At 40.0% G+C, this 24,565-nt stretch carries 25 protein-coding genes; 16 read left to right on the top strand and 9 right to left on the bottom strand.

What is annotated here, in order from left to right; all coding sequences use genetic code 11:
* Positions 1-214 precede the first annotated feature (214 nt).
* From WKH56_RS22910 to WKH56_RS22900, 3 genes are all read left to right on the top strand, one after another.
* Entirely contained in the window at positions 215-1,417 is a 1,203-nt protein-coding gene (locus WKH56_RS22910; RefSeq protein ID WP_255901760.1) for an aminotransferase-like domain-containing protein, read from the top strand.
* 5 nt (positions 1,418-1,422) lie between these two features.
* On the top strand, positions 1,423-2,025 hold the full coding sequence (locus WKH56_RS22905) for a dienelactone hydrolase family protein (RefSeq protein ID WP_255901757.1): 603 nt from the start codon (positions 1,423-1,425) through the stop codon (positions 2,023-2,025).
* A 107-nt stretch (positions 2,026-2,132) separates the two neighbouring features.
* Positions 2,133-2,747, top strand: coding sequence for a GNAT family N-acetyltransferase (locus tag WKH56_RS22900; RefSeq protein ID WP_310883963.1), 615 nt, complete (start codon positions 2,133-2,135; stop codon positions 2,745-2,747).
* A gap of 48 nt (positions 2,748-2,795) precedes the next feature.
* On the opposite strand, the gene WKH56_RS22895 is transcribed toward WKH56_RS22900, so the two are convergent.
* From WKH56_RS22895 to WKH56_RS22880, 4 genes are all read right to left on the bottom strand, one after another.
* Positions 2,796-4,742 carry an ABC transporter permease gene (locus WKH56_RS22895; RefSeq protein WP_168761037.1) on the bottom strand — a complete coding sequence of 649 codons (1,947 nt, stop codon included), beginning with the start codon at positions 4,740-4,742 and terminating at the stop codon, positions 2,796-2,798.
* A complete protein-coding gene (locus WKH56_RS22890; RefSeq protein ID WP_048019567.1) occupies positions 4,732-5,493 on the bottom strand; it encodes an ABC transporter ATP-binding protein in 762 nt (253 codons plus the stop codon). Before WKH56_RS22890 ends, WKH56_RS22895 begins: the two co-directional genes overlap by 11 nt.
* Positions 5,494-5,593: 100 nt before the next feature.
* Positions 5,594-6,598 (bottom strand): sensor histidine kinase, encoded by a 1,005-nt coding sequence (locus WKH56_RS22885; protein ID WP_275210981.1) that lies wholly within the window; start codon positions 6,596-6,598, stop codon positions 5,594-5,596.
* The gene (locus tag WKH56_RS22880) at positions 6,591-7,283 is read right to left on the bottom strand and encodes a response regulator transcription factor (protein ID WP_033580356.1); all 693 of its coding nucleotides are present in this window, start codon (positions 7,281-7,283) and stop codon (positions 6,591-6,593) included. Before WKH56_RS22880 ends, WKH56_RS22885 begins: the two co-directional genes overlap by 8 nt.
* A gap of 366 nt (positions 7,284-7,649) precedes the next feature.
* On the opposite strand from WKH56_RS22880, the gene WKH56_RS22875 reads away from it, so the two are divergent.
* Together WKH56_RS22875 and WKH56_RS22870 are read left to right on the top strand one after the other, a co-directional pair.
* Positions 7,650-9,002: an LLM class flavin-dependent oxidoreductase gene (locus WKH56_RS22875; protein WP_275210982.1), complete on the top strand. Its 1,353-nt coding sequence runs from the start codon at positions 7,650-7,652 to the stop codon at positions 9,000-9,002.
* Positions 8,980-10,164, top strand: a complete 1,185-nt coding sequence (locus WKH56_RS22870) for an amidohydrolase (RefSeq protein WP_275210983.1) — start codon at positions 8,980-8,982, stop codon at positions 10,162-10,164. Before WKH56_RS22875 ends, WKH56_RS22870 begins: the two co-directional genes overlap by 23 nt.
* Before the next feature lie 181 nt (positions 10,165-10,345).
* Here the strand turns inward: WKH56_RS22870 and WKH56_RS22865 are convergent, their stop codons facing one another.
* Positions 10,346-10,810 (bottom strand): hypothetical protein, encoded by a 465-nt coding sequence (locus WKH56_RS22865; RefSeq protein WP_063247402.1) that lies wholly within the window; start codon positions 10,808-10,810, stop codon positions 10,346-10,348.
* A gap of 102 nt (positions 10,811-10,912) precedes the next feature.
* On the opposite strand from WKH56_RS22865, the gene WKH56_RS22860 reads away from it, so the two are divergent.
* Positions 10,913-11,455 (top strand): GNAT family N-acetyltransferase, encoded by a 543-nt coding sequence (locus WKH56_RS22860; protein ID WP_275210984.1) that lies wholly within the window; start codon positions 10,913-10,915, stop codon positions 11,453-11,455.
* Between the two features lie 103 nt (positions 11,456-11,558).
* Here the strand turns inward: WKH56_RS22860 and WKH56_RS22855 are convergent, their stop codons facing one another.
* Entirely contained in the window at positions 11,559-12,989 is a 1,431-nt protein-coding gene (locus WKH56_RS22855) for an MFS transporter (RefSeq protein WP_243494889.1), read from the bottom strand.
* Between the two features lie 492 nt (positions 12,990-13,481).
* Between WKH56_RS22855 and WKH56_RS22850 the strand changes: the two genes are divergently transcribed.
* Both WKH56_RS22850 and WKH56_RS22845 read left to right on the top strand, forming a co-directional pair.
* Entirely contained in the window at positions 13,482-15,080 is a 1,599-nt protein-coding gene (locus tag WKH56_RS22850; RefSeq protein WP_275210985.1) for an FAD-dependent oxidoreductase, read from the top strand.
* Positions 15,080-15,409 carry a 4Fe-4S dicluster domain-containing protein gene (locus tag WKH56_RS22845; RefSeq protein WP_217027305.1) on the top strand — a complete coding sequence of 110 codons (330 nt, stop codon included), beginning with the start codon at positions 15,080-15,082 and terminating at the stop codon, positions 15,407-15,409. Before WKH56_RS22850 ends, WKH56_RS22845 begins: the two co-directional genes overlap by 1 nt.
* 29 nt (positions 15,410-15,438) lie before the next feature.
* Here the strand turns inward: WKH56_RS22845 and WKH56_RS22840 are convergent, their stop codons facing one another.
* On the bottom strand, positions 15,439-16,827 hold the full coding sequence (locus tag WKH56_RS22840) for an alpha/beta fold hydrolase (RefSeq protein WP_275210986.1): 1,389 nt from the start codon (positions 16,825-16,827) through the stop codon (positions 15,439-15,441).
* A 176-nt stretch (positions 16,828-17,003) separates the two neighbouring features.
* Here WKH56_RS22840 and ggt point away from each other — a divergent pair, with 176 nt between their 5' ends.
* The 3 genes from ggt to WKH56_RS22825 all read left to right on the top strand — a co-directional run bounded on the left by ggt (position 17,004) and on the right by WKH56_RS22825 (position 19,976).
* The gene (gene ggt / locus WKH56_RS22835; RefSeq protein ID WP_243494887.1) at positions 17,004-18,614 is read left to right on the top strand and encodes a gamma-glutamyltransferase; all 1,611 of its coding nucleotides are present in this window, start codon (positions 17,004-17,006) and stop codon (positions 18,612-18,614) included.
* 206 nt (positions 18,615-18,820) lie between these two features.
* On the top strand, positions 18,821-19,321 hold the full coding sequence (locus WKH56_RS22830) for a CBO0543 family protein (RefSeq protein ID WP_243494886.1): 501 nt from the start codon (positions 18,821-18,823) through the stop codon (positions 19,319-19,321).
* A 43-nt stretch (positions 19,322-19,364) separates the two neighbouring features.
* On the top strand, positions 19,365-19,976 hold the full coding sequence (locus WKH56_RS22825) for a CBO0543 family protein (RefSeq protein ID WP_034263929.1): 612 nt from the start codon (positions 19,365-19,367) through the stop codon (positions 19,974-19,976).
* A 29-nt stretch (positions 19,977-20,005) separates the two neighbouring features.
* Here the strand turns inward: WKH56_RS22825 and WKH56_RS22820 are convergent, their stop codons facing one another.
* A complete protein-coding gene (locus WKH56_RS22820; protein ID WP_221832534.1) occupies positions 20,006-20,344 on the bottom strand; it encodes a hypothetical protein in 339 nt (112 codons plus the stop codon).
* Positions 20,345-20,569: 225 nt separating this feature from the next.
* On the opposite strand from WKH56_RS22820, the gene WKH56_RS22815 reads away from it, so the two are divergent.
* From WKH56_RS22815 to WKH56_RS22795, 5 genes are all read left to right on the top strand, one after another.
* Positions 20,570-20,752, top strand: a complete 183-nt coding sequence (locus WKH56_RS22815) for a hypothetical protein (protein WP_033580308.1) — start codon at positions 20,570-20,572, stop codon at positions 20,750-20,752.
* Positions 20,753-20,784: 32 nt separating this feature from the next.
* Positions 20,785-20,985: a hypothetical protein gene (locus tag WKH56_RS22810; protein WP_063247395.1), complete on the top strand. Its 201-nt coding sequence runs from the start codon at positions 20,785-20,787 to the stop codon at positions 20,983-20,985.
* Between the two features lie 90 nt (positions 20,986-21,075).
* Positions 21,076-21,414, top strand: coding sequence for a zinc ribbon domain-containing protein YjdM (locus WKH56_RS22805; protein WP_029715023.1), 339 nt, complete (start codon positions 21,076-21,078; stop codon positions 21,412-21,414).
* Between the two features lie 200 nt (positions 21,415-21,614).
* On the top strand, positions 21,615-22,859 hold the full coding sequence (gene gltP, locus WKH56_RS22800; RefSeq protein WP_029715022.1) for a glutamate-aspartate/proton symporter GltP: 1,245 nt from the start codon (positions 21,615-21,617) through the stop codon (positions 22,857-22,859).
* A 264-nt stretch (positions 22,860-23,123) separates the two neighbouring features.
* A complete protein-coding gene (locus WKH56_RS22795; protein WP_063247393.1) occupies positions 23,124-23,603 on the top strand; it encodes a DUF2798 domain-containing protein in 480 nt (159 codons plus the stop codon).
* A 27-nt stretch (positions 23,604-23,630) separates the two neighbouring features.
* Here the strand turns inward: WKH56_RS22795 and WKH56_RS22790 are convergent, their stop codons facing one another.
* Positions 23,631-24,497 carry a LysR family transcriptional regulator gene (locus WKH56_RS22790; protein WP_048019582.1) on the bottom strand — a complete coding sequence of 289 codons (867 nt, stop codon included), beginning with the start codon at positions 24,495-24,497 and terminating at the stop codon, positions 23,631-23,633.
* Positions 24,498-24,565 lie beyond the last annotated feature (68 nt).

Here is a 24,565-nt window from a genome sequence, read left to right as displayed (position 1 = left end):
TAAGAAAATATATATTGAAAGGAGAAAGGGAGAGTCAGAGAGGACGCACATGCTAGTTGTCTGTTAAAAAGGCATCTTGCAAGCTGTAAAAGCTGCATAATCTCATGAATAGAAGCATCTGTCTTAATTTTTCTGACTATTCGAATAATTATTTTTACCATTGAAAGTTTGAGTCACTGCAAAAGTTTAAAATCTAAAAAAGGAATGATCAACAATGAAAGATAAATTTGCCCAACGAGCTAGTCTTGTAAAATCCTCTGAAACGCGCGAAATTTTAAAAGTAACGGAACGACCAGAAGTGATTTCGTTTGCAGGAGGACTTCCAGCGCCGGAGCTATTTCCCGTTGAAGCAATGAACGATGCGTGCCGCGCCGTATTAAATGAAGACGGAGCCGCTTCGCTTCAATACAGTACAACTGAAGGGTATATTCCTTTACGAGAAGCCATTTCGACACGAATGAAGCATATCGGCATCGAGTCCGCTGTTTCAAACATTTTAATTACGTCCGGATCTCAGCAGGCAATCGATCTTACAGGAAGGCTGTTTCTTAATGATGGAGACGTGGTAATCTGTGAAAGTCCAACGTACCTAGCAGCCATTAACGTCTTCAAATCTTACAATGCAACGTTTGTAGAAGTAGATATGGACGAAGACGGAATGATTATGGAAGAGCTGGAGAAAAAACTTCAAGAAAATCCGCATGCGAAATTTATCTATACAATTCCAGATTTTCAAAACCCTACAGGACGCACCTTAACGCGAGAAAGACGTCAGCGAATGATCGAGCTTGCGAATGCATACGACGTGCTGATTGTAGAAGACAATCCGTACGGAGGCGTACGATTTGCAGGAGAAACCCTTCCGCCCGTTAAGCAGTTTGATACAGAAGGCAGAGTTATTTATATCAGCACATTCTCTAAAATTTTTGCACCAGGTCTTCGAATCGGCTGGGTGTGCGCAGATGAAGCTTTCATTGATAAGTACGTGGCATTTAAACAAGTGGCTGACTTGCATACGGACAGCCTTGCTCAGCGGATAACGGCTAAGTATATGGAGCTTTATGATATTGAAGAGCACATTCAAAAAATTAAAGCTGTGTACAAAGAGCGATGTACACAAATGTTATCTTGTATTGAAGAATTTTTCCCGGAGAATTTGTCTTACAGTAAGCCAGAAGGCGGATTGTTTATTTGGGTAGAGCTGCCCCAAGGAATCGATTCAGCACATATCTTTTCAGAATGTCTAAAAAATAACGTAGCCTGTGTTCCGGGAACACCATTCTTTCCAAATGGCACAAGAAACAACGCGCTGCGCTTGAATTATTCCAATATGTCTGCGGAGCAAATCGTAGAAGGCATGAAGCGCATGGGAGACGTATTGCACCGTGAACTGGCGAGAGAAACGACTGTTTTATAAAAGAAATGAAAAAATCAAATAAAGCCATTTTATTAATTCATGAAATATACGGTGTGAACGATCATATGAAGTTTGTAAAACAGGAATTGTCTAAGTTAGGGGCAGATATTATCTGCCCTAACTTACTATCTAAAGACGTTTCTTATAGTTATGAAGAAGAAGGAATGGCTTATCAGAACTTTGTTCAAAACATTGGGATTGACGAGGGTTCAAAACAAATTACTAACATGTTAATTCAGCTAAAACAAGAATATGAAGAAGTAGGGATCATGGGATTTAGTGTAGGAGCCACAATATCGTGGCTATGCAGTGAAAACAATTTGTGTGACTTTGTGATTGGCTGTTACGGATCGCGCATTAGAGACTATATAAATAGACGTCCTGTGTGTCCAACTCTTCTTATTTTTCCCGCTGAAGAGCAAACATTTGATGTAGACCGTTTAATAAACTCACTAGAGCAAAAAAGAGAGCCGCTTTTGGAAATCAAAAAGTTTTATGGATTTCATGGGTTTATGAATCCTTTTTCACAAACCTTTAATAAAGAATCAGCGGACGAAGCCTTCCAAACAGTAAGTGACTTTCTCGAAAAGCACTTAGCTGATCACTAGCTATACACGCTGAAAGTGATACCTTGCAATAAGCAGAAACTGACCCTTTTTCAGTACGTATACCTGTATTAACATTTTCTTTAAACGTATCAAAAAGGAGCGAGGTTATGCTAAAGTCAGTTGAACTTGTAGGAACAGCGGTAAAGCTAGTGCCGCTTGAAAAAATGCATGAGCAAGGACTCTATGAAGCTGCAAAACCGAAAGAAATTTGGGAGCATCTCCCGATAAAAGTTCATCGTCTAAGTGATATGAAACAGCTGATTGAAAGTGCTTTAACAGCAAAGCAGGAAGGAAGAGAGCTGCCTTTTGCTGTATTTGATATAGAGTCACATTCAATTGTAGGAAGCACAAGATTTTTAGATATATCACTTCCTAACAAAAGCGTCGAAATAGGGTGGACGTGGTATCATCCATCCGTGTGGCGAACTCGAGTCAACACGGAGTGTAAGTATTTATTATTAAAATACTGTTTTGAAGAGCTGAAGTTTCACCGCGTTCAGTTCAAAACGGATGTGCGAAACAAGCGGTCTAGAGCGGCTATTAAACGGTTAGGTGCTACGCAAGAAGGCATTAGCAGAAAACATATGCTTTTACCAGATGGATACGTACGAGATTCGGTTATCTTCAGTATAATTGACGACGAATGGCCGTTTGTCAAAAAGCGACTAGAAGGTTTTTTACATGCAGCCAGTCAGGGAAATAAAGAAAATGCCAGCAATTAATGGCATTTAAAGATAAAAAGCACAAGCTATAGCTTGTGCTTTTTATCTTTAAAGAGCTTCTTTAATAATTTTTTTATAGTAAAGAACCGATAATATACCAAAGATAGAGTACAGGGCCGTATAAACAACCATAACGATAATCATAGGTGTCCAAACCTCTGTTCCAAACCAGAACCAGCCGGATTGCACGGCAAAATAGCTGTGAAGCAAGCCTACGATTAACGGGATGCCGAAATTAAAGAGCTGTTTTATTTTTATTCCGTTTAGTAAGTCTTTTTCAGTAAATCCTAGCTTTCTAAGAATTGTATAGTTTGGCTTTTCATCTTCACTTTCGTCCATTTGCTTGAAGTAAAGAATGCACCCTGATGTGATTAAAAATGCCAGTCCTAGAAAAGCAACAATGAACATGATTAGACCCATAGTCTGCTTTTGGCTCCCCATCATATCCATACGGGAATCATTTAAGCTGTTATTGCTAAATTTCATCTCTCCGAAAAGCTCATTTGCTTTTTTTAAGTTATCTTCATTTGATATGTCTATTCCAGTGTAGATAGACGACTCTTTTTGAATAGAAGGGTCCGCATTCTGTTTAAGCTCATTAAATACAGCATCATCTACAATGGCAGTAGGCAAACCGCCCCCTGTAAAATAAATAGATAGAAGAAACTTTCGCTTTAATCCTACAAATTTTTGTGGAATTACTTTTTGCTTTCCTTTTAACTCAATTTGTCCCGAATCTTTAAATGCCATTGTTTTTTGAAGCATATTATTATACCCGGTAAACAAGGTTTCGTTTTGAGCTAGATTTAAGCCATTAACTGATTTTTCACTAATCATCGGAATCGTCATAGCAGATGAGTCGACCATTGGACTTTTTAGTTCATGTTCTAAGATGCTTTTTACGTTTGCTTTTACTTGGATGACGTCAATCTTTTTTTCTGTATATGCTATCTTCTTTTGATCCAGCGCGGCTTTAAACGAAGCAGCGTCTTTTGTATTATTGATCGAAAAATCGTTAGGTACATAGTCTCCAGCCGACTTTTCAGCAGAGTAATAGGAAATGTAGCTCAAACATAGAAAACCGATAGCAAGAGCCGATACGGTTGTAATCACCGTTAGTAATAATGCGTTTGATTTCATTCGAAACATAATGGAAGAAAGAGATAATACGTCGTTAATCGACAAATAGCCTTTTTTGCTTTTTCGCATAAGATTTAATAAAAAGCGAACGGACCCTTTATAAAACAAATAGGTTCCGATGATAACCGAAGCTAAAATGGATACCATTGCGATGGACAAAGCATTCATGCTTGTAAAAGATCCGTCAAACAATTTAGCAGAAATATAGTAGCCGGAAACAATAAAGATCATGCCAAGAATTCCAATAATAATTTCAAATATACTAATTTTTTTCGTTTTGCCTTCTGTCGACGAAGTAACTCGGAATAGGGCTAAAATGGTCTGTCTTTTAATAAAAAGATAGTTCATCGTCATGATTAACAAATAGATGACGCCGAACACAATCAGCGTTTGAATCAAGGCTTCTTCTGAAAAGTGAAGCTTGGCAATGCCTTTTGTATCGGTGATTTTAAATAAAATCATGATGATTACTTTTGAAAATGAAAATCCGATTAAAATGCCGACAATCAATGAGCTAAAGTACAGCATAAAATTTTCAGCCGTCAAGATACGAAAAATTCTTGTTTTGGTCATGCCAATTAGCTGAAATAAGCCAATTTCTTTACTGCGCCGTTTGATAAATATCGTGTTTGCATATAATAGAAAGATAGAAACAATGGCTACAAGTAAAACAGAAGCGGCCCGAACGGCTGCGCCTCCTTTAATGGAGCCTTTGGTTGCATCAAGAGCAGGATCGTACTGAAGCGTGACAAAAGCAAAATATAAAGCTGCGCTGAAAACCAGTGCAAAAACGTACAAATAATAGTTTTTTACATTCTTTTTGAAGTTGCGGAAGACGAGCTGATTAATATTCATCTTGCACTCCGCCTAGTACACCTTGAGTTTTCATAATATCTTCAAAGAAGTCTTTTCGCGTTTGATCCCCTTTATACAGCTGCGTATAAATTTGTCCGTCTTTTATAAAGATCACTTTACTGCAATAGCTGGCTGCCACTGGGTCATGCGTTACCATCACAATTGTTGCGCTTCTTTTGTCATTAAGCTCGGTCAGTTTGTTTAATAAATCGCTAGCTGCTTTTGAGTCAAGTGCACCGGTTGGTTCGTCAGCGAAAATCATGCTTGGTTCATGAATAAAGGCTCTTGCGGCAGAGGTACGCTGTTTTTGTCCGCCCGAAATTTCATTTGGATATTTATCTTTGAGCTCATAGATGCCAAGCTGTTTGGCTAGCGCGTCAAATTTTTTGTGAGCTACTGCTGAAGGAGTTTTGACAACAGAAAGCGGCAAGAGGATATTTTCTTTGACTGTCAGTGTATCCAGTAAGTTATAGTCTTGAAAAATAAAGCCTAAATGTGTTTTTCGAAAGTTTGCTAACTGCTTTTCTTTCATTCTGCTAATTTCATTTCCTTCAATTTTGATGGTTCCGCCGTTGATTTTATCAATCGAGGAAAGCACGTTCAGAAGCGTGGTTTTACCTGAGCCGGAAGCCCCCATAATTCCTACAAATTCTCCTTTCATAATCATAATATCTACACTTTTTAATACTTCTTGTTTATTAAATTTATTTCCGTAGCTTTTATGAATATTAGTTGCTTCTAATATGTTCATATGTACTCACTCCTTTAATCTGATACGTTTATTATAGAAAAAGGGCTTTAGCTTTTCCTTTGATTCACCGAACAAATAACGAAAGCATGTGACATTTTTGTCACATGCTTTTCATATCAACAAAATCATTTGATTTAGGAAAGGCAAGTGTAAACGTCGTGCCTTCGTTAAGAGCTGACTGCACGCCAATGTGAATAGAAAGAGCGTGCGCAGCTTTTTGAGCGAGATACAAACCCATACCTGTGGCACGGCTGTCTTCATGCTGAGTGGTTGATGTAAAACCTTTTTCAAAAATGCGCGGCATATCTTGAGGAGAAATGCCGCGTCCGCTGTCTTTTATCTCGACGTACACTTGACCAAGGTGCTTGTAGCTTCTAATCATTACGTCAGATGCTTCACTGTACTTGACTGCGTTTGTTAAGAGCTGTCTCATAATAAACGAAAGCCACTTTGCGTCACACAGTACACGTTCTGCCTGTATGTCCACATCAAACCCAATATTTTTTTGCATACACCAAGCTTGCAGCGTTTTGATCTCGGTGAAAATAAGGGACTCTAAATCCAGATGTTCAATATACATATCATTTTCGATAAAGAAAATGCGCTTTTGATGCAGCTGTTGATCAAGTAAAAAGTGAATACGGAGCCACTCGAACGTCAAGTTTGCTTTAACTTCTCGATTTTCTAAGCGTTCAATTATTAAATGCATTGCAGTTAACGGCGTTTTAATTTCGTGAATCCAAGCTAACATTTCATCTTTTTCCTGCGTCACGTGCAGCTGAGTTTGCACCGCATCTTTTTTCGCCTGTTCTAATTGTTGCATCAGATTTTGCTGAACAATCTTTTCAAAGGGGCGCAGCGGATGAGAAAGAGTAGAAGAATCAAAGAAATCCTCTTCATCTTTTAACCCTTGGTAAAATTTCGTTTCTTTCTGATAGCGGAAGACGCAAAAAATAAGAAAGATAATCGATGATAAAAACACGATATAGAGAATCGAAGACAGAGGAATGGATTCATCAATATACGCGATAAATAGCATAAAAAAATGTATGATAAAAAAGAAAAGGATCCAGCTTAGACGCTCGCGAATAAAGAGTTTAATCATAGCGTTCCTCTTCAATCGCTACGTAGCCTTGACCGACTTTTGTTTCAATAAAGCTTCCCAGTCCAATTTCATCTAACTTTTTTCGCAGGCGATTGACGTTTACCGTTAGGGTATTATCACTGATAAACCGTTTATCTTCCCACAAACTATTAATCAGCTCATCTCGGCTTACAATCGTATTCTTTTTATATATTAAGCATTTTAAAATAAAGATTTCATTTTTGGTTAACTCAATAGCTTTAGATTCCGTTGATACTTTATTTTTTTCGTAATCAATCGTTGCGCCTTGCCACGAAAGAAGACTTACTTGTTCAACGCTGTAATTATACACGCGGCGGAGAAGGGCTTGTATTTTTGCTACAAGCACATCAAAATGAAACGGCTTTTGCACAAAGTCGTCGGCTCCAAACTGCATAGACATGACCATATCAGAAGGATGATCTCGTGAAGATAGGAATATAATAGGGATTTTCGAGTGAGAGCGAATCATTCTGCACCAGTGGAATCCGTCATACTTCGGCAGCTGAATATCCATAATCACTAAATCAGGTTTTACCTCGCTAAACTCCTGCATAACGTTACTGAAATCACGGATGCCATAAACATCATATGACCATTGCTCCAACCGCTCTTTCAGTTCGTTAAACAGCGTTACATCATCTTCAATTAAAAGAAGTTTAAACAATAACACGTACCACGCTTTCTGTTTTTATACTCATTTTATAGTAATATTCTTTTATTTACCATATATGTTAGTAGATTCATAGGGGTTCTTTTTAAAATGTAAAGAATAACACTGGCTGAGCATAGTTTATAAACATACGCTGAACTCTAAGGAAAAAGAGAGCTGTTAGGAAAGAAATGCAGCTGTAGTTTTACAGAAATAAAAGGAAATATTTAAAAAGCTAATTTGACTTACCGGGATAGTAGGTATAACATGCAGATAAGTCGAATAAACAGCTATTTAAAAACAATCGACCAGACGACTGGAGATGCTTTGAACAATCAAAGCATCTCCTTTTTATTTGTCATAAAAAGGAGGAAGTATACGTTGAGTAAAAAAAGAAAGCTAAAGCTAGGAGCAAATATTAAAGGACTTGGAAATACGACGGATGGATGGAGACATCCGGACGTAGAGCCTGATGCGAGCATTAATATTGAGTTTTATAAGAAACAAGCGCGTATATTAGAAAAAGGACTTTTCAGCTTTGTCTTTATTGCGGATGGATTAGCCATATCTGAAAAGTCTATTCCTCACTTTTTAAATCGTTTTGAGCCAATTACGCTGCTGTCAGCTCTTGCTGCTTCTACGAGTCACATCGGACTAGTTGGAACGATTTCAACAAGTTTCAGTGAGCCTTTTACAATCGCTCGTCAGCTGATGTCTCTTGATCATATCAGCGGTGGCCGAGCAGGATGGAACTTAGTTACTTCTCCGCAAGAAGGGGCAGCGCGCAATCACAGCAGAGGATATCTTCCTGTTCACAGCGAGCGATACGAAATGGCAAAAGAGCATCTCGACGTAGTAAAAGGGCTGTGGGATTCGTGGGAAGACGATGCTTTTATCTATCAAAAAGAAACCGGTCAGTTTTTTGATCCGAAAAAAATGCATACGCTTGGGTTTAAAGGCAAACATTTTCAAGTTCAAGGGCCTTTAAATATTGCTCGTTCAAAGCAAGGACATCCGGTTGTGTTTCAAGCTGGCTCATCAGAAAGGGGAAGAGGTTTCGGAGCGGAAAATGCGGATGCGATTTACACAAATGCACATACACTAGAAGAGGCGCAGGCATTCTATCAAGATATGAAAAATAGAGCAAAAAATCACGGGAGAAATCCTGAAGAGCTTCTCATTTTTCCAAGTATTAATTTAATTATAGGAGATAGCGAGGAAGATGTAGAAAGAAGATATAGAGAGCTTGCCGCTTTAATTCCAATTGATCATGCCATTACATATTTAGCTCGTTTTTTTGATGATTATGACTTTCAGCAATTTGACCTAGACGCACCGTTTCCAGAGTTAGGGGATATCGGAGCCAATGCCTTTCAAAGCACCACGAATAAAATTAAACAAGCGGCGGCTGCTCGGAAATTAACGTTAAGAGAGGTCGCGCTTGAAACAATTTTGCCGCGTTCGCCGTTTTCAGGAACACCTGAGCACGTAGCGAATGAAATGCAAAAATGGTATGAGCAGGAAGCAGCGGATGGATTTGTGCTTCGCCCGTTTATGAGCGAGACGTTTCATCAGTTTGTGGAAAAAGTGGTGCCTATTTTACAAGAGCGTGGGCTTTACGACACTTCATATGAAAGCGATACGCTGCGCGGAAATTTAAATCTTTCCGTTCCAGCCAATCGATATAGTCAAACAAAGGGGGAATTTGTTTATGACAGTCAAATCAATCGGTGAATACAGCGTCACAGAAAGCTTGAAGAAGCAAGTAATTGAATGGAGAAGACACTTTCATCGCTATCCTGAATTATCGTTTCAAGAGCACCGAACGGCTCAGTTTGTTGAAGATACGCTTCGTTCGTTTGAAAGCTTTATCATTACGCGTCCTACACCAACAAGCGTGGTAGCTAGATTAATAGGGAAAGAAGAGGGAAAAGTAGTTGCGATTCGAGCGGATATGGACGCGCTGCCGATTGAAGAAGAAAATACGTTTTCATTTGCTTCGGTTCATAAAAGCGTGATGCATGCATGCGGACATGACGGTCACACGGCTATTTTGCTAGAAGTAGCTTCTGTGCTTTCTCAGTTAGGAAATGAATTTAAAGGAGAAATTCGCTTGATTTTTCAACACGCAGAAGAGCTGCTCCCAGGAGGAGCGCAGGAGCTTGTGAAAGAAGGCGTGATGGAAGGTGTGGATTACGTGATTGGCACACACTTGAATTCTGGCCTTCCGGTCGGAGAAATTGGCGTGCTTGCAGGTCCTATGATGGCTTCGCCTGACACGTTTAATATATCGATTAAAGGAAAAGGAGGACACGCCGCGGCGCCTCATGAAGCAGTTGACGCCATCGTTGTAGGAGCGCAAATTGTGACAAACCTTCAAACCATTGTTTCAAGAACGACGAATCCAATCGATAAATTAGTCGTATCGGTTACACAATTCCACGGAGGAACTACGCACAACGTACTTCCTGATAAAGTGCAGCTGAACGGTACCGTTCGAAGCTTTGACGCGGCTCTGCGAGAAAAAGTTCCGGCACAAATCGACCGGATTGTAAAAGGAATAACAGAAGCCTACGGTGCAGAGTACACCTTCACATATGAAAAAGGCTATCACCCTGTCATTAACTCTGAAGAAATTACGCGTTTAATTGAAGAAACAGCTATCGAAGAATATGGAAAAGAACGGGTTAAAACGCTGTCTCCTAAAATGGGAGGAGAAGATTTTTCAGCTTACCTGCAGGAAACGGAAGGGGCGTTTTTTAACATTGGAGCACGAAATGAAGAAGGAGGCATCGTATACCCTCATCATCATCCGAAGTTTACCGTAGATGAAGCCTCGCTTGAAGTCGGAGTAAAGATGTTTTTGCGCGTTACTGAAAAGCTGTTGGCTCGTTAAAAAAAGAACAAGAACCTATTTGGTTCTTGTTCTTTTTTATGTATCCTTACTTCGTATCTTTATAATTCGTCGCAAATCCTGCTGCAATTAAACCAATCAGACCCAGCACTCCTACAATAATCGTTATGACCACTATGCTCACCTCAATCGCTCTTAATAATACGCTTTCATTTGTTTAATTTTACCATGAGTCTTCGTATGAAAGAAGCTTTTCTTTTAAAGCCTCGAGCTTCTTAAATTTTCGATCATAGCTTTGCCGTTTTAACATGTCATTGGTTATTATCAGCGCATCTTCTTTACGCCCCGCATACAAGTAGGCTTCAATGACCTCGTCGAATCCCTCTGAGTAAGGAAACTTTTCGTATTTTGCGAGTTTAAATGATGCATCGTAGTGTTTCGTTGATTCTTCATATTGCTTTAGTTTTAAAAGCATACGCCCGTTCGCTAAATGTAAATCAGCTCGTTCTAAATCGGTAAGGGTATGGAGTTCAATTCCTTGGTTACGTATATCAAGCGCATCTCCATAGCGCTTTTTCTCTTCCAGCTCAAACGCTCTCTCGTAAAAATGATCAAACTTCGTTAGCGGTCTCCTTGATTTATAAAACTTGTAAATGCCGTATAGAATCAAAAGCAATAACCAAAGCAATTCCTTCAACTCTCTTTCAATTCTTTATGTATAATATTTATAATAAAGGGAATTAAAACTAATTGATAGATTGAATGAAAGAAATACATGTGGAGGTATAGGATGGTCATCAATCAACAGATTTACCATGTAAAAGGACTTCAGTACATCATTCGTTCAGCTCACATTCGCGATGCAAACGAACTGTCTCACCTAAGAGTTCAGCTAGATGGAGAAACGGAAAACTTAGATCGTGAATCAGGAGAAGGGTATATGGACGAATCCGACTTTGAAAAACTTATTCAACGTGACACAGAAAGTAAACGAAACTTATTTTTAGTAGCGGTTGTACATAATGAAATTGTCGGATTTTCAAGATGTGAAGGTAATCAGTTGAAGCGATTGGCTCATAAAGTAGAGTTTGGTGTATGCATCGCAAAAGAATATTGGGGATACGGAATTGGCAAAGGTTTTTTGCAGCAATCCATACTGTGGGCAGAGAGCGCGAGCATGAAGAAAATGACGCTGAATGTGTTAGAAACGAATAAAAAAGCCATTGATTTATATGAAAAGTTCGGATTTGAAGTAGAAGGAGTATTAAAAAATGACAAGGTGCTGTCAGACGGCAAGTTCTATAATACAGTAGTGATGGGGCGCTTTGCATAGCTTTTTACGAGGATTTTTTTATCGATCTTTAAAGAAAAAAACACCTTCAAGTACACTGTACTTGAAGGTGTTTTGCGTTTCGCCTGTTTTACTAGAATGATAGTTAGTGATAGACCTCACTTTTTTCACTAAAGCTTTTATTGATTTCAAATCCTTGTTCTTCTTCTTTTTCGACATCTGTGCCAATAGGCTCCCACTTAATAAGAAACGTCGCGATCAGACCAATAACGGGAACGATTGTAAGGACGAGAAATGTTGTATAAATTCCGCCAATCGAAAGGACAACCGGGAATAAGTAAAAACCTAAAATGCTGCCGATACGCGTTGTTCCTTGCCCCCATCCAGAGCCTAGCCCTCGCAGTTCAGTAGGGTAAGAAAGAGTGGCCATTGTCATCCCTTGCGCTCCTGGGCCAAAAGATTGACCAAAAATAAATAAAGCAATAAATAAAATGGGCAGCGCAATAAAATGAGCATCACCTGTTAGTCCCATCAGGACCAAGCTTAAAGAACAAATGATATAGCCTGTAATCGCAAGTTTTCTTATGCCAACTTGTTCAGTTAGCCGTGATTGTGTAAAGCCGCCAATAATCCCAAATAAATTAAAGAAAAGAGTACCGATAATTGCATAAATCATTCCTTTGCCAAAAATAAGCGTGGAGATGGTTGGAATATAGAAGCCAACTGCAAAATACTGCATACTTTGAGTAGCCGTAATGATGGAAGCTAGAAATGTCCGAGCCCGATACTTTCCTTGGAAAATAGCTTTGTAAGACAGTTTTTTTGAACGAGATACTGGTTCTTCTTTTGCGTTTTTAGCCACCGTGACTTGTATGTCATAGGTTTTTTCTAACACCTTGACAGCTTCTTTAAGCGGAAGATGATGAGCCGCCCACATTGGACTTTCATCCATGTAGCGGTAGCGCAAAATTAACACGATTAGTGCAGCAACAGCTCCAAATCCTACCGACCAGCGCCAAATGTCTTCGTGTTGCCCGAGCAGGTAAAAAGGAAGAACAACAAGTCCAGTAACAGTTGCGGCCACGTACCACAGGGGACACCACAAGTTCACGTATTGGCCTTTTTTCTTTAAATTACTAAACTCAGCAATAAAGCTGAGCGCTACCGGAACATCTAGTCCTACGCCTACGCCCATTAAAAACCGAAAGATAAATAACCAAACTAAATCAGTCGCTAAAGCAGCGCCAAGAGCAGAGAATACCATGAAAAATAAATCGATTAAAAACATTTTGTTGCGGCCGAATTTGTCCGTATAATATCCTCCTACAGTAGCTCCTAGCAAGGCGCCAAAGGCCATAATAGCTGTAAGGCTTCCAAGGCCGGCAGGAGAAAGGTTAAATTGTTCCTTTAATTGATCAGCTCCAATTCCGAGACTGGTAAAGTCGTAGGCATCGACAAAAATGCCCCCTAAAGCTACTAAAATGATTTTCCAGCTTTTAGAGGTAACTGGATTTGAATTAACAAAGTTGATAATGTCTTGACGGGATTGAATTACGTGTGGTTGAGCACTTGCCATACTTGACCTCCTTATCGTATTAAAACCCTTAACCAAAGAAACAAAAAAGACTCTCATCTATTAAAAAGAATGAGAGCCTCCAGTTGTCTGGTCGGTTTTTAAATCCTATATGTTTAGTGAGATTAATTTACCAAAAAATTCATAGAGTTGTCAATACGAGATACGAACGATTCAAATAAATTCTAAGAATAACATAATCATTGACAATCGTAGCATAAACTTTTAATATATAATTAAACAAAGTGAATTACTTGGTATTGATGATACTGTACGAAAAAGCGCCTACTAGGCAACTGGAGGCCAGACCATTGTGGTGAAACAAATGGACTGGTCTCCTTTTTATATTGAATGGGTGTTATGGAAGAGTTGGATTCTGGAACGGAATAGTTGGTATAGATTTAGCGATGAGCAAAATAGTCGAGTGGATAATAAGCAAGGTTTTTCTTAATAAGGTTTTTGAGAGCGCAAACATTTTAAGAGGGGGATGCGTATATGACTGCCGACTTTCATTTTCATACAGATGTATTAATTATTGGAGGAGGCCCTGCCGGTGCATGGGCAGCTCTGCAAGCAGTTAAAGAAGGTGCAAAAGCTGTACTTGTTGATAAAGGATATTGCGGAACGAGCGGAGCAACTGCGCCTTCGGGTACAGGAGTTTGGTATGTGAAACCTACTTCTGATGAACAGCTAGAAGCAATGAAAAGCAGAGAAGAGCTGGGGGGATATTTAGCTGAAAGAAGCTGGATGAAACGAGTGCTTGATTGTACGTTTGAACAAGTAAATGAATTAGCTCATTTTGGCTATCCGTTTCCTGTAGATGAAAAAGGAATTTCTCAGCGAACGACACTTCAAGGGCCTGAATATATGAGGCTAATGCGGCGTCAGCTTCAAAAAGCAGGCGTACAGATTTTAGATCATAGCCCGGCACTGGAGCTTCTTGCAGATGAATACGGTGTGGCAGGTGCTTGCGGAATCAATAATCAAACGAAAGAAACATGGAGAGTGGAGGCTGCTGCAGTTGTGATTGCAACGGGAGGCTGTGCATTTCTGAGCGGAGCACTCGGTACAAATGTTTTAACAGGAGACGGTTACTTATTAGCTACAGAAGCAGGTGCGTCGCTTTCCGGCATGGAGTTTTCAAATGCTTATTCGATTTCGCCAGCTTTTTCTCCGATCACAAAATCAGCATTTTATAAATGGGCTACATTTTATTATGAAGACGGTACAGTGATTGAAGGAGCCGGTTCTCATAAAGGACGTTCCATCATAGCCAGAACGTTAATGACCCAGCCTGTTTATGCAAGGCTGGATAAAGCGGATGAACGTATTCAAAAAGCAATGCGCTTATCACAGCCAAATTTCTTTTTATCGTTTAATCGTCTTCATATGAATCCCTTTACTCAAATGTTTCCAATCACCCTGCGTTTTGAAGGAACCGTTAGAGGAACAGGCGGTATTCACATTATAGACGAAACGTGTAGAACCGACATTCCAGGGTTATATGCAGCCGGAGATGCGGCAACACGCGAATTAATCTGCGGAGGATTTACCGGAGGAGGCAGCCATAATGCAGCATGGGCTATCTCTTCAGGCTGCTGGTCAGGAAAAGCAGCGGCAGCATTCGCTGTTAAGCAAGGGCGAAATACTGCAAGTCGGCATGCCAAAGGCTTATCAGAAGCGTCAGGGATCACAAAGTCAGTAGCTTCTTCTGATTCAGCTGATACGAAAGAAATGATAGCATCGGTTCAGCGCGAAGTCTTTCCATATGACCGGAACTGGTTTCGTTCAGAAGCAAGATTGCAAGATTCTCTGACGAGGTTAAATGCGGTGTGGAATGAGTTGAAGAACGGAGTGTATGATAAAGAAAGAAACATCGTGAGAAGTCGAGAGCTTGCGTCAATGACTGCAACGGCGCGATGGATGTATACAAGTGCATTAGAAAGAAAAGAAACGAGAGGGATGCACCGGCGTGACGATTTTCCATTTATGGATTCCAAACAGCACTACCGGATTCTAAGCGGAGGCGTGCAAGAAGTCTGGGCGAGACCCTTAGGAACAAAGTCTTCTAATCACGTAAAGGGGGTTATTTAATGATTGAGCTCCTTAGTGAAGACCGGTGTATTAACTGCAATCTTTGTGTATCCGTTTGTCCAACAAATGTCTTTGATCGCTCTCGCATGGGAGGAGCTCCTTCCATAGCTCGTCAATCCGATTGTCAAACTTGCTTTATGTGTGAACTGTATTGTCCGGTAGATGCTTTATACGTAACGCCTTTAGCTGATCAAACTGCAGAAGTAGATGAACAGGATGTAATTAATCAGCACCTGCTCGGAAGTTACCGAGAAGCTGTAGGCTGGGGAAAAGGAAGAAAATCCACCGCTTCTTCCGATCAATCGTATATCATCTTAAATAGGAAATAGAAAAAAAGAGCGGACAAAGCCGCTCTTTTTTACTTTTGCGTTTCCCGAACCCATTTGACAATATCATCAATGACATAAGAAGGAATATTGGCTGAAACAGCATACTCATCGGGCGTGCTTTTTTCACCGGATCCTTCTGTGAAAAAGTGGTTGAGCTTTGAATAAAGCTTAAAGGAGGTGTCGGAACGCTGAGATAAACTTTGCTTCCAACCTTCAAAATCTTCGGTCGTTACTTGATAATCACGCGCTCCTTGTAAAAGAAGCAGCGGCGTTTTCTGAGATTTTGCAATTTCTGCGGGGTGCCAGTGAGCTAAGTCATACCAAAAATAAGGCGTGCCAAGCAAAAATTCTTTTGGCGGCTGAGCTGGCGAAAAGCTTGGGTCTTGTAAAATGGCAAACTGCTGCTGGAAAAAAGAAAGCTGCTCTTTCGGAAGCTGATTCAGCGATACAAGATAGGCAAATTGTTCAAGCATTAACTCTGGAAGTGTGCGGCTCGGTGCAGCAAGTAAAACAGAGCCCCGCACGCTTTTATCAGGCGTTTGATTTAAAATTCGAGGCATCATCATGCCGCCTTGACTGTGTCCTAGTATAAAAATGTTGCGGCTGTCGATGCCTTTTTGTTTCGCCATTGCTTTGACTGCAAGTACGGCATCATCCGTTGTTTCATCGTCAACGCTTATCTTACTTTCACCGGACATTTTAGCTGTATGTTCGTATGTACGCTTGTTGTAGCGTAAAACGGCGATTCCTTGAGAAGCCAGTCCTGAAGCCAGATCTCGAAACGGCTTTAAGCTCATAAAGGTTTCATCTTGATCAGAAGGACCTGATCCGTGAACTAAAATGACAACGGGGACATTTTGATGCTTTGAACGTATTGGAAGAGTGAGCGTTGCTGGAAGTTCGTAAGGTGCTTTGCCGATTGAAAGCTGTTTTTCACTGTAGTTCTTAGGGGTGTCATAAGGCGGTGTGGAAAATGAAAATTGGCGCTCGTCCGGTACAATTCGCCAGTCATCAATTTGACGATTTTGACTAAATCGAACGGTTAAAGTAGCTGATGCGTGTTCAAATTTAATGGGAATGTCTATATTTCGATGAACGGTATTGACTTCGCCTTGTACAGCTGTACCAACCTTTTTTACAGCACCAAGCTGAGCGGTTAAAGATGACCACCACGTTTTTAGGTTGTCTTCACTCATTTTTGCCTGCAGGCTGCGGGAAAAGTAGCGCGTAGCTTCTTTTGTTTTTCCGTTCGATAGATTGGTTAGAAATGAATTAGCTCGTTTGACTTCAACTTTTGCTGAGTGATGAGCAGCATTCGCCGCTGCTTCAGCTTGAATGGTTGAAGTGGACATAGGAAGTACTTGAAGGCCGAGAGCTAAAGAAACAGCGAGTGGAAGGGCAGCTTTTACTTTTTTCATACATCATCCTCCTTGACGATTCTTTTACTCTATCAGTATACCAATTTTAGGTAAATGAAGTCATGTCATTCTGAGATAAAAAGAAAGGCGCTGGGCTATAAATATGGTAAAATAAAGAAGTTTAATTATTTAGAAAATTAAATAAAATTAAGAAGTGTAAAAGAGGAGGAGCTTTTATGAACTATGATCCGCATTATCATCCATATCCATCTTACCGAGTGCCCGTTTATGCAAAGAAAGGAATGATATCCACATCTCAGCCGCTTGCAGCGCAGGCAGGTCTTGATATCTTAAAAAAAGGAGGCAATGCTATTGATGCAGCGATCGCGACAGCGGCAAGTCTTACCGTATTAGAGCCGGCTTCTAATGGGATCGGAGGAGACGCGTTTGCGCTTGTTTGGACGAATAATCAGCTGTATGGACTAAACGCGAGCGGACCTTCTCCGCAGTCTATTTCCATTGATGCGCTGAAGGAAATAGGATACAAAGAAATTCCTAAGTACGGAATGATTCCCGTTACGGTTCCCGGTGCTCCGGCTGGTTGGGCTGCTTTATCAAAGCGATTTGGTAAACTACCTCTTTCTCAAGTGCTGGAGCCTGCTATTCAATATGCTAAGGAAGGATTTCCGTTAGCGCCTACACTCGCTAAACAATGGAAACAAGCGTACGATACGTTTAAACGAGTACATACAAGCGAAGAATTTGAATCGTGGTTTCAAACGTTTGCGCCGAATGGACGAGCACCAAAAGCAGGAGAGATGTGGTCATCTACTGATCATGCTCATACGCTTCAGCTCATTGGTGAGACAAATGCAGAAGCCTTTTATAAAGGTGAGCTTGCAGAACGTATGGATGCATTCAGCAAAAAATATGGCGGCTTTTTATCAAAAGAAGATTTGGCAGCTTACGAACCGGAGTGGGTAAATCCTATTTCCGCTCACTACCGTGGATATGATGTTTGGGAAATTCCTCCGAACGGACAAGGGCTTATTGCGTTACTGGCATTAAATATCGTAAAAGGCTTTGAGCTTCAAGAAAAAGACGCCGTCGATACGTATCATAAACAAATCGAAGCGATAAAGCTTGCGTTTGCGGACGGAGCAAAATACATTACCGAAGAAGCGAAAATGAACGTACCTGTCAGGGAACTGCTGTCTGATACATATGCAAGCTATCGCCGCAGCCTTATAGAAGAACATGCTCTGCAGCCTGAAGCAGGAGAACCTGTCGGAAGCGGAACAGTGTATTTAGCAACGGCTGATGAAGCAGGAAACATGGTTTCATTTATTCAAAGTAATTATATGGGCTTTGGTTCCGGAATCGTTGTTCCAGAAACGGGAATTGCTCTGCAAAACCGCGGTCACAATTTTTCAATGGACCCTAATCACGATAACTGTCTTGCTCCTAATAAAAAAACGTTTCATACCATTATTCCAGGCTTTCTCACTAAAAATAATGCGCCCGTAGGACCTTTTGGCGTGATGGGCGGGTTTATGCAGCCGCAGGGACATATGCAAGTTGTCATGAATACGATTGACTTTCACCTTCATCCTCAAGCCGCTTTAGATGCGCCAAGATGGCAGTGGAAAAAAGATAAAACCGTGCTCGTTGAGCCAACTTTCCCTTCGCATGTAGCACAAGCGCTTGAACGAAAAGGACATAAAATTGAAGTAGCCGTGGATTCGATGGCATTTGGGCGCGGACAGATTATTTGGAGAGACCCTGAAAGCGGCGTGCTATGCGGAGGAAGTGAATCACGAACGGATGGTTGTGTAGCTGGATGGTAAGAACAAAATAGATCAAGAAAGAAGCCCGTACTGATTAGAGTCGGGCTTTTTTCATGTCTCAACCATATGTATAAATCTCTTCAAAGAACTGAAAACTAAAACAAACATGTAAGTACGTAAAGAGAACGGGATTAGAACAACCGTCTTAAGCTGCCAATCGACACGAAGGTATACTAACAACACTTGGTGAAAGGAGCGAAAAGGTTATGAGAAATAAAAAATTTGAAGTGAATTTTTTACGTACAATGCTGATTATAGGGCTGGGAATGCTCCCTTTTCTATTTAGAAAACCACCGATCAAAGACTGGCTGCTGGCTTATGCATTTAATGCCTTAACAAATGGTATTATTGATAAATTTATTGTCTCTCACGGCCTTCTTCGATATCCAACTCGCTTACTGAAAAAACAGTTTAGAATTAATGTGTTGTTCGACTTTTTACTGTATCCTAGCATATCCGTTATGATTAATCAGGCTACGTATCACGATAAAGGGTTAAAGATTTTATATAAAATTGTACTTTTTACGATTCCCATGTTTTTTATTGAATTATGGGCTGAAAAACGAACGAAGCTCATCGAATGGAAAACAGGCTGGATGTGGTACCACACCTTTATTAGCGTAACGTTAAAATCCTACCTTAACCGGCTGCTGATTGGATGGATTCGGAAAATTGAAAAGAAGCAGAACGAAATGAAAATAAAATAAAATAACATTGGTTCTAAAAACGACGTTAGAGAGGTGAACAAAGGTGCATATTTCTGTCCTTCTATGGCTGATTTTTCAAAATATCCAGAAGAAAACGTGGAAAAAAATTCACGAGCTATATGCTGGGGTTTTATACGTGAGCTTTTTTAATATTCTTTATTACTTTTTATGTAACGATAAGTTGCTTTGGGATTTTAAATCTTCTCATCTTTCATTAAAAGTACTGCGTATTTTACACCTTATGTTTATTACACCTCTCATGATTTTGTCGTTCTTAGCTACTTATCCGTCTACACTTCTTAAACAGGTAAAATATATCGTAAAATGGGTATGTACAGCTTCATTTGTAGAATGGCTTGGTCTGAGGTGTAAGGGGATTACATTTAGACACGGCTGGCATTTGGGGTGGTCAGCACTTATTTATGTAATGATGCTTATCTTTTCGAGATGGTTTCAAAAAAAGCCTTTTGCGGTCTTGCTGCTATCGGTTTTTGCAACAGTCGTTCTCAGCATCATTTTTAAAGTTCCCATTAGCAAACGAATGCTAAAACATCCGCTGAAACGAATATTGACTCGGCCTTTAAAAGATCATGTGACTCAAGCTGTTGCGAATAAAGTAAGGCGAAAATGCCTGCTTCTCAAGCTGTTCTCGTAAGTGCCTGCTCTCTGTGAAGAGCAGGTTTTTTAGCTTACTGGAGGAATAACGTCCGTCAGCAACAGAATGAAAAAAATCAGGCCGACTCCCGTAAAGCTTAAAGAAGCAAGAAAATAAGCCGTCCAGCGCAAACGAAACGGATTATGTTCGACATTGGCTCCAGACATTAACCTCATGGAGTGAGTGTTATAGTGAGAATGAGCGCTGTTGCTTCCGCTGCTTGAAAACCAAAAAGTTAAAACTGAAAACAAAAGTCCGCTAAAAAACATAAGCTCAATAAAGCGGATAAACAAAAATGATGAGCACGCATAGGTTAATCCCCCTTCAATAAGCAGGGTAATAACAAACACAAGCTGAGTTCTCTTCAAACAATCCTCCCCTTTTTTCTCTGTGTCTACTTTTTATTATACAATAATTTACATGTATAAAAAGTTTCAAAAATGCTTTTATTATGATATAATGGTAATAAATGTATTGTTAAAAAGTGCTCGAAATCCGCATGCATCACGATTATAAGGTTTTTTGTAATGATGAGATTTACTATATACGCAGCGTTTAGTTTCAAGCGCGTAGAATGAAAGTGAGGAATAGCTATGGACCTAGGAGAGACTGTGATTGCCATACTAGCAGCGGGAGCACTGCTGGTATACGGTACGTTAGAGCTTTGGTTTGCACCTCATAATTCTTCTTTTTTTAAAGGTTGGAAGCAAAAACTAGCCGTCATTTTGCCGTTATACGCAGTTACATTCGGCATATGGTTCGCATTTTGTTCATAACAAAAAAGTCTTACAAAAAGGAGGAATGAAAAATGGAAATCAATTCATACCTCATTCGGTTTTCATGTATGCTGATGCTCATGTTTGGAGGATTATTTATTATACGGTATGTAAAAACAGGGGACTTTTATTTAGATCAGCTTCTTGTCTTTGGAGCGGGTTTTGTTCTGTTTATCAGTTCACTTGTTTGGAAAAGAAAACATCAGCAGAGAGAAAATAGAAAAGCTTGTTAAACGTATAAAAATGTGACAGTATAAAACAGATAAAAAACGTAATCTCGTGATCGTACCATTGGTTACGGGCTGCTGCTGGAGGAAAAGAAAATGAATGTACCTAATTGCCCAAGCTGTCAATCACAGTATACATATGAAGATGGAAACCTGTTCATCTGCCCGGAGTGTGCGCATGAATGGGGTCAAGATGAAAAAGCAGAAAGCACGGAAGAACAGCTTACTGTAAAAGATGCAAACGGTAATGCTTTAAAAGACGGAGATTCAGTTACTGTCATCAAAGACTTAAAAGTAAAAGGAAGCTCATCGGTTGTAAAAATCGGAACGAAAGTAAAAAGCATTCGTTTAGTAGAAGGCGATCATAACATTGACTGCAAAATTGATGGATTTGGAGCGATGAGCTTAAAATCTCAGTTTGTGAAAAAAGCATAACGATAAAAAAGTCAGGATGAAGAAGACTTTCATCCTGACTTTTTTCTATGTATCTTAACGGACAAAGTGAAATATATAGACCGTTTTGTCTATTTTAGAAGGAATTTAGCTAAATGTCCCGAATTTACTTAAAGTGTCTGAGAACTTGGATATTAATGGAATTGATGTCCGTTTCATGAAGACAAAGGGGAGGGAGAAATGTGAAAAAATTTTTAGCGTTTCAAATTTTAATTGCATTAGTAATTGGAGCTGTTATCGGGCACTTTTTTCCGGACTTCGGGATGGCTTTAAGACCGGTAGGAGACGGGTTTATCCGGCTCATTAAAATGATTGTAGTGCCGATTGTCTTTTCAACCATCGTCATAGGTGCTGCGGGAAGCGGCAGTATGAAACAGATGGGGAGTCTAGGGTTAAAGACGATTATTTGGTTTGAAATTATTACTACCATCGTATTAGGGATTGGTCTGCTGTTAGTGAATTTGCTAAAGCCCGGAGTAGGCCTCGATCTTTCTCATCTTGTTAAAAAAGATATCGGTGAATTGTCTCAGTATACCGACAAGGTCGTGGACTTTAAACAAATGATTTTAAACATCATTCCAACGAATATCGTAGATGTGATGGCAAAAAATGATTTGCTGGCCGTGATTTTCTTTGCTATTTTATTCGGTGTTGCCGCTTCAGGAGTTGGGAAAGCATCCGAACCTGCAATGAAATTTTTTGAATCAACCGCTAAAATTATGTTTAAATTAACGCAAATTGTGATGGTCACAGCGCCTCTTGGTGTACTAGCGCTAATGGCTGCATCTGTGGGGCAATACGGCATTGTCCTTCTGCTTCCGATGCTGAAGCTAATTGGAACCGTCTTTTTAGGCCTTTTTATTATTTTATTTGTTTTATTTCCGCTTGTTGGGTTTTTGTTCAAATTCAACTATTTTGAAGTCTTCAAAATGATTTGGGACTTGTTTCTTATTGCGTTTTCAACAACAAGTACAGAGACGGTGCTGCCACAGCTGATGGAGCGTATGGAAAAGTACGGATGTCCTAAACGAGTGGTGTCGTTTGTTATTCCGTCCGGCCTGTCGTTAAACTGTGATGGATCTACTTTGTATTTATCCGTTTCATGCGTCTTTTTAGCACAGGCTTTTAATATTGACATGCCCTTAACTCAGCAATTATTTATGATGCTTATACTCGTAATGACAAGTAAAGGAATTGCGGCTGTCCCGTCAGGTTCACTTGTTGTGCTTTTAGCTACAGCCAACGCAGTAGGTCTGCCGGCTGAAGGAGTCGCAATCATTGCAGGAGTGGACCGCATCATGGATATGGCCAGAACAGGAGTTAACGTTCCAGGCCACGCCATTGCCTGTATCGTCGTCTCGAAATGGGAAAAAGTATTTCGAACCCAAACGCCAATTCCGCCTGCATCCCACACGGAATCTCTATAAAACCAACCCCCGCTTTAGCTCATAGAGCGGGGGTTTTTTGTTAAGTCTCCAAACATTTATTAACGATGTAGACTAGAGTAATTTTCCATACTCAGCCCTCCTTAAAAAAAAGCACCAGCCGCTTAAGTCTAAAAAAAAGCCCTGTGACTGTTTTACGGTCACAGGGCTTTTTTTTAGATGAATGTTCACAAATTGTTCACTTACGAAGAAGGAAGATAAAAAGCTATACTAAGCCAAGTAAAAAACATGAAAAGGATGAGGAATATGCCCACAACTAAAAAAGAAAGTATGTATTTTGGAATGATGATGTGCGGAGGGATGGTGCTTGTGATGACGATGTATAACATGTTCATAAATGATGTCATCGGGCATATCACACTTGCAGAAGGTATTTTAAACTTGGTTATCACATTTGTAGTTGCCATGGCTGTCGAAACTTTCTTAGTAGGTCCCGTAGCAAAAAAAGTAGCATTTTCACTGCCGTTTGATAAGTCTAAACAGTTAAAAGTCGTGTTGATTTTATCATCATGCATGGTTATTGGAATGGTGCTTTCCATGTCTGTATATGGATTAATTACGATGTCACTTACGAAAGGTTTAGACGGAGAGCCGATTCTTTTAAGCTATGCATTTATCGTTATGAAAAACTTTATCGTAGCCTATCCGCTTCAGCTTCTCATTATGGGACCTTTAGTTCGCGGATTGTTTATGAAATTTGTGAAAAAGAATCCGGCAACGGCTTAAGTCAAAACCCTAAGAACGCCTATTTTCTTAGGGTTTTGTTGTGCAAAGCTGTTCAGTCAGAAGAGAAGAAAATTCACGTAAAGCCGCCGATACAAAGGCATCTTTTCGCGTAATAAAAAAAGTAGGAACCTTTCTATATGGCTGCGGCAGCGGAGTTAACGTTAATGAATTATAGTTAGATACAATGGATTTCATCATTATAGCTACGCCCATACCTGCTTTTACACAGCCAATAATGGCTTCAATCGTACCAAATTCTAATATGCGTTTTGGAAACACGCCTTCTTTTGTCATAAGCATTTCTAACGTATGTCGATATGCGCATCCGCTGCTGAATGCTAATAAATTCATATCGTTTAGGCTGTAAAGAGAAGGAAGAGGGTGGCGGCTCACAAGTACAAGCTCTTCATCTTGAACAAATAAAGAGTTTAGATCAGGATGTTCACAGCTGCCTGCAACAAATGCGCCTTCAAGTTTTCGTTCTAAAACCAGTTGAATAAGAACATCGGTTGTATGTGTTTCTAAGATGAAGTCTACATTAGGATAGGCAGTGCAATAAGTAGAAAGCAAAGGCGGCAGCCGAAGAGCCGCGGTGGATTCAGTTGCACCTATTTTTAAAGGTCCTATCGGCGTTTGCGAGCTGCTTTGCACAGCTGCCGTGGCTTCATTGGTTAAACGAAGAATTTGTTCAGCATAACGATGCAACAGCTCTCCGCTGGAAGTTAACGTTACCCCTTTACCGCTTCGTTGGAAGAGCTTTGTACCCAGCTCCGCTTCTAATTGCTGAATTCGCATCGTCACATTCGACTGCACGTAGCTTAAACTTTTGGCAGCTTTTGAAATGTTTTTTTCTTCTGCTACCGTTGTAAAAACAAGCAAATCTTTTATATCCATCAAATCTCCTCCTTCAGCTATCATTTTTATTGATGACTTTTATCTTTATTGCTTATTTTACATGATAT

The sequence above is a fragment of the Priestia sp. SB1 genome, from assembly GCF_038898415.1.
Note: the sequence above shows the minus strand (reverse complement) of the source record. Positions and strands in the feature narration are given on the sequence as shown.

Bases quoted from the DNA above. Each gene is read 5' to 3' on its own strand.
- WKH56_RS22910 (WP_255901760.1), top strand. From the start codon at position 215: ATGAAAGATAAATTTGCCCAACGAGCTAGTCTTGTAAAATCCTCTGAA.
- WKH56_RS22905 (WP_255901757.1), top strand. From the start codon at position 1,423: ATGAAAAAATCAAATAAAGCCATTTTATTAATTCATGAAATATACGGT.
- WKH56_RS22900 (WP_310883963.1), top strand. From the start codon at position 2,133: ATGCTAAAGTCAGTTGAACTTGTAGGAACAGCGGTAAAGCTAGTGCCG.
- WKH56_RS22895 (WP_168761037.1), bottom strand. From the start codon at position 4,742: ATGAATATTAATCAGCTCGTCTTCCGCAACTTCAAAAAGAATGTAAAA.
- WKH56_RS22890 (WP_048019567.1), bottom strand. From the start codon at position 5,493: ATGAACATATTAGAAGCAACTAATATTCATAAAAGCTACGGAAATAAA.
- WKH56_RS22885 (WP_275210981.1), bottom strand. From the start codon at position 6,598: ATGATTAAACTCTTTATTCGCGAGCGTCTAAGCTGGATCCTTTTCTTT.
- WKH56_RS22870 (WP_275210983.1), top strand. From the start codon at position 8,980: ATGACAGTCAAATCAATCGGTGAATACAGCGTCACAGAAAGCTTGAAG.
- WKH56_RS22860 (WP_275210984.1), top strand. From the start codon at position 10,913: ATGGTCATCAATCAACAGATTTACCATGTAAAAGGACTTCAGTACATC.
- WKH56_RS22855 (WP_243494889.1), bottom strand. From the start codon at position 12,989: ATGGCAAGTGCTCAACCACACGTAATTCAATCCCGTCAAGACATTATC.
- WKH56_RS22850 (WP_275210985.1), top strand. From the start codon at position 13,482: ATGACTGCCGACTTTCATTTTCATACAGATGTATTAATTATTGGAGGA.
- WKH56_RS22845 (WP_217027305.1), top strand. From the start codon at position 15,080: ATGATTGAGCTCCTTAGTGAAGACCGGTGTATTAACTGCAATCTTTGT.
- WKH56_RS22840 (WP_275210986.1), bottom strand. From the start codon at position 16,827: ATGAAAAAAGTAAAAGCTGCCCTTCCACTCGCTGTTTCTTTAGCTCTC.
- ggt (WP_243494887.1), top strand. From the start codon at position 17,004: ATGAACTATGATCCGCATTATCATCCATATCCATCTTACCGAGTGCCC.
- WKH56_RS22830 (WP_243494886.1), top strand. From the start codon at position 18,821: ATGAGAAATAAAAAATTTGAAGTGAATTTTTTACGTACAATGCTGATT.
- WKH56_RS22815 (WP_033580308.1), top strand. From the start codon at position 20,570: ATGGACCTAGGAGAGACTGTGATTGCCATACTAGCAGCGGGAGCACTG.
- WKH56_RS22810 (WP_063247395.1), top strand. From the start codon at position 20,785: ATGGAAATCAATTCATACCTCATTCGGTTTTCATGTATGCTGATGCTC.
- WKH56_RS22805 (WP_029715023.1), top strand. From the start codon at position 21,076: ATGAATGTACCTAATTGCCCAAGCTGTCAATCACAGTATACATATGAA.
- WKH56_RS22795 (WP_063247393.1), top strand. From the start codon at position 23,124: ATGCCCACAACTAAAAAAGAAAGTATGTATTTTGGAATGATGATGTGC.
- WKH56_RS22790 (WP_048019582.1), bottom strand. From the start codon at position 24,497: ATGGATATAAAAGATTTGCTTGTTTTTACAACGGTAGCAGAAGAAAAA.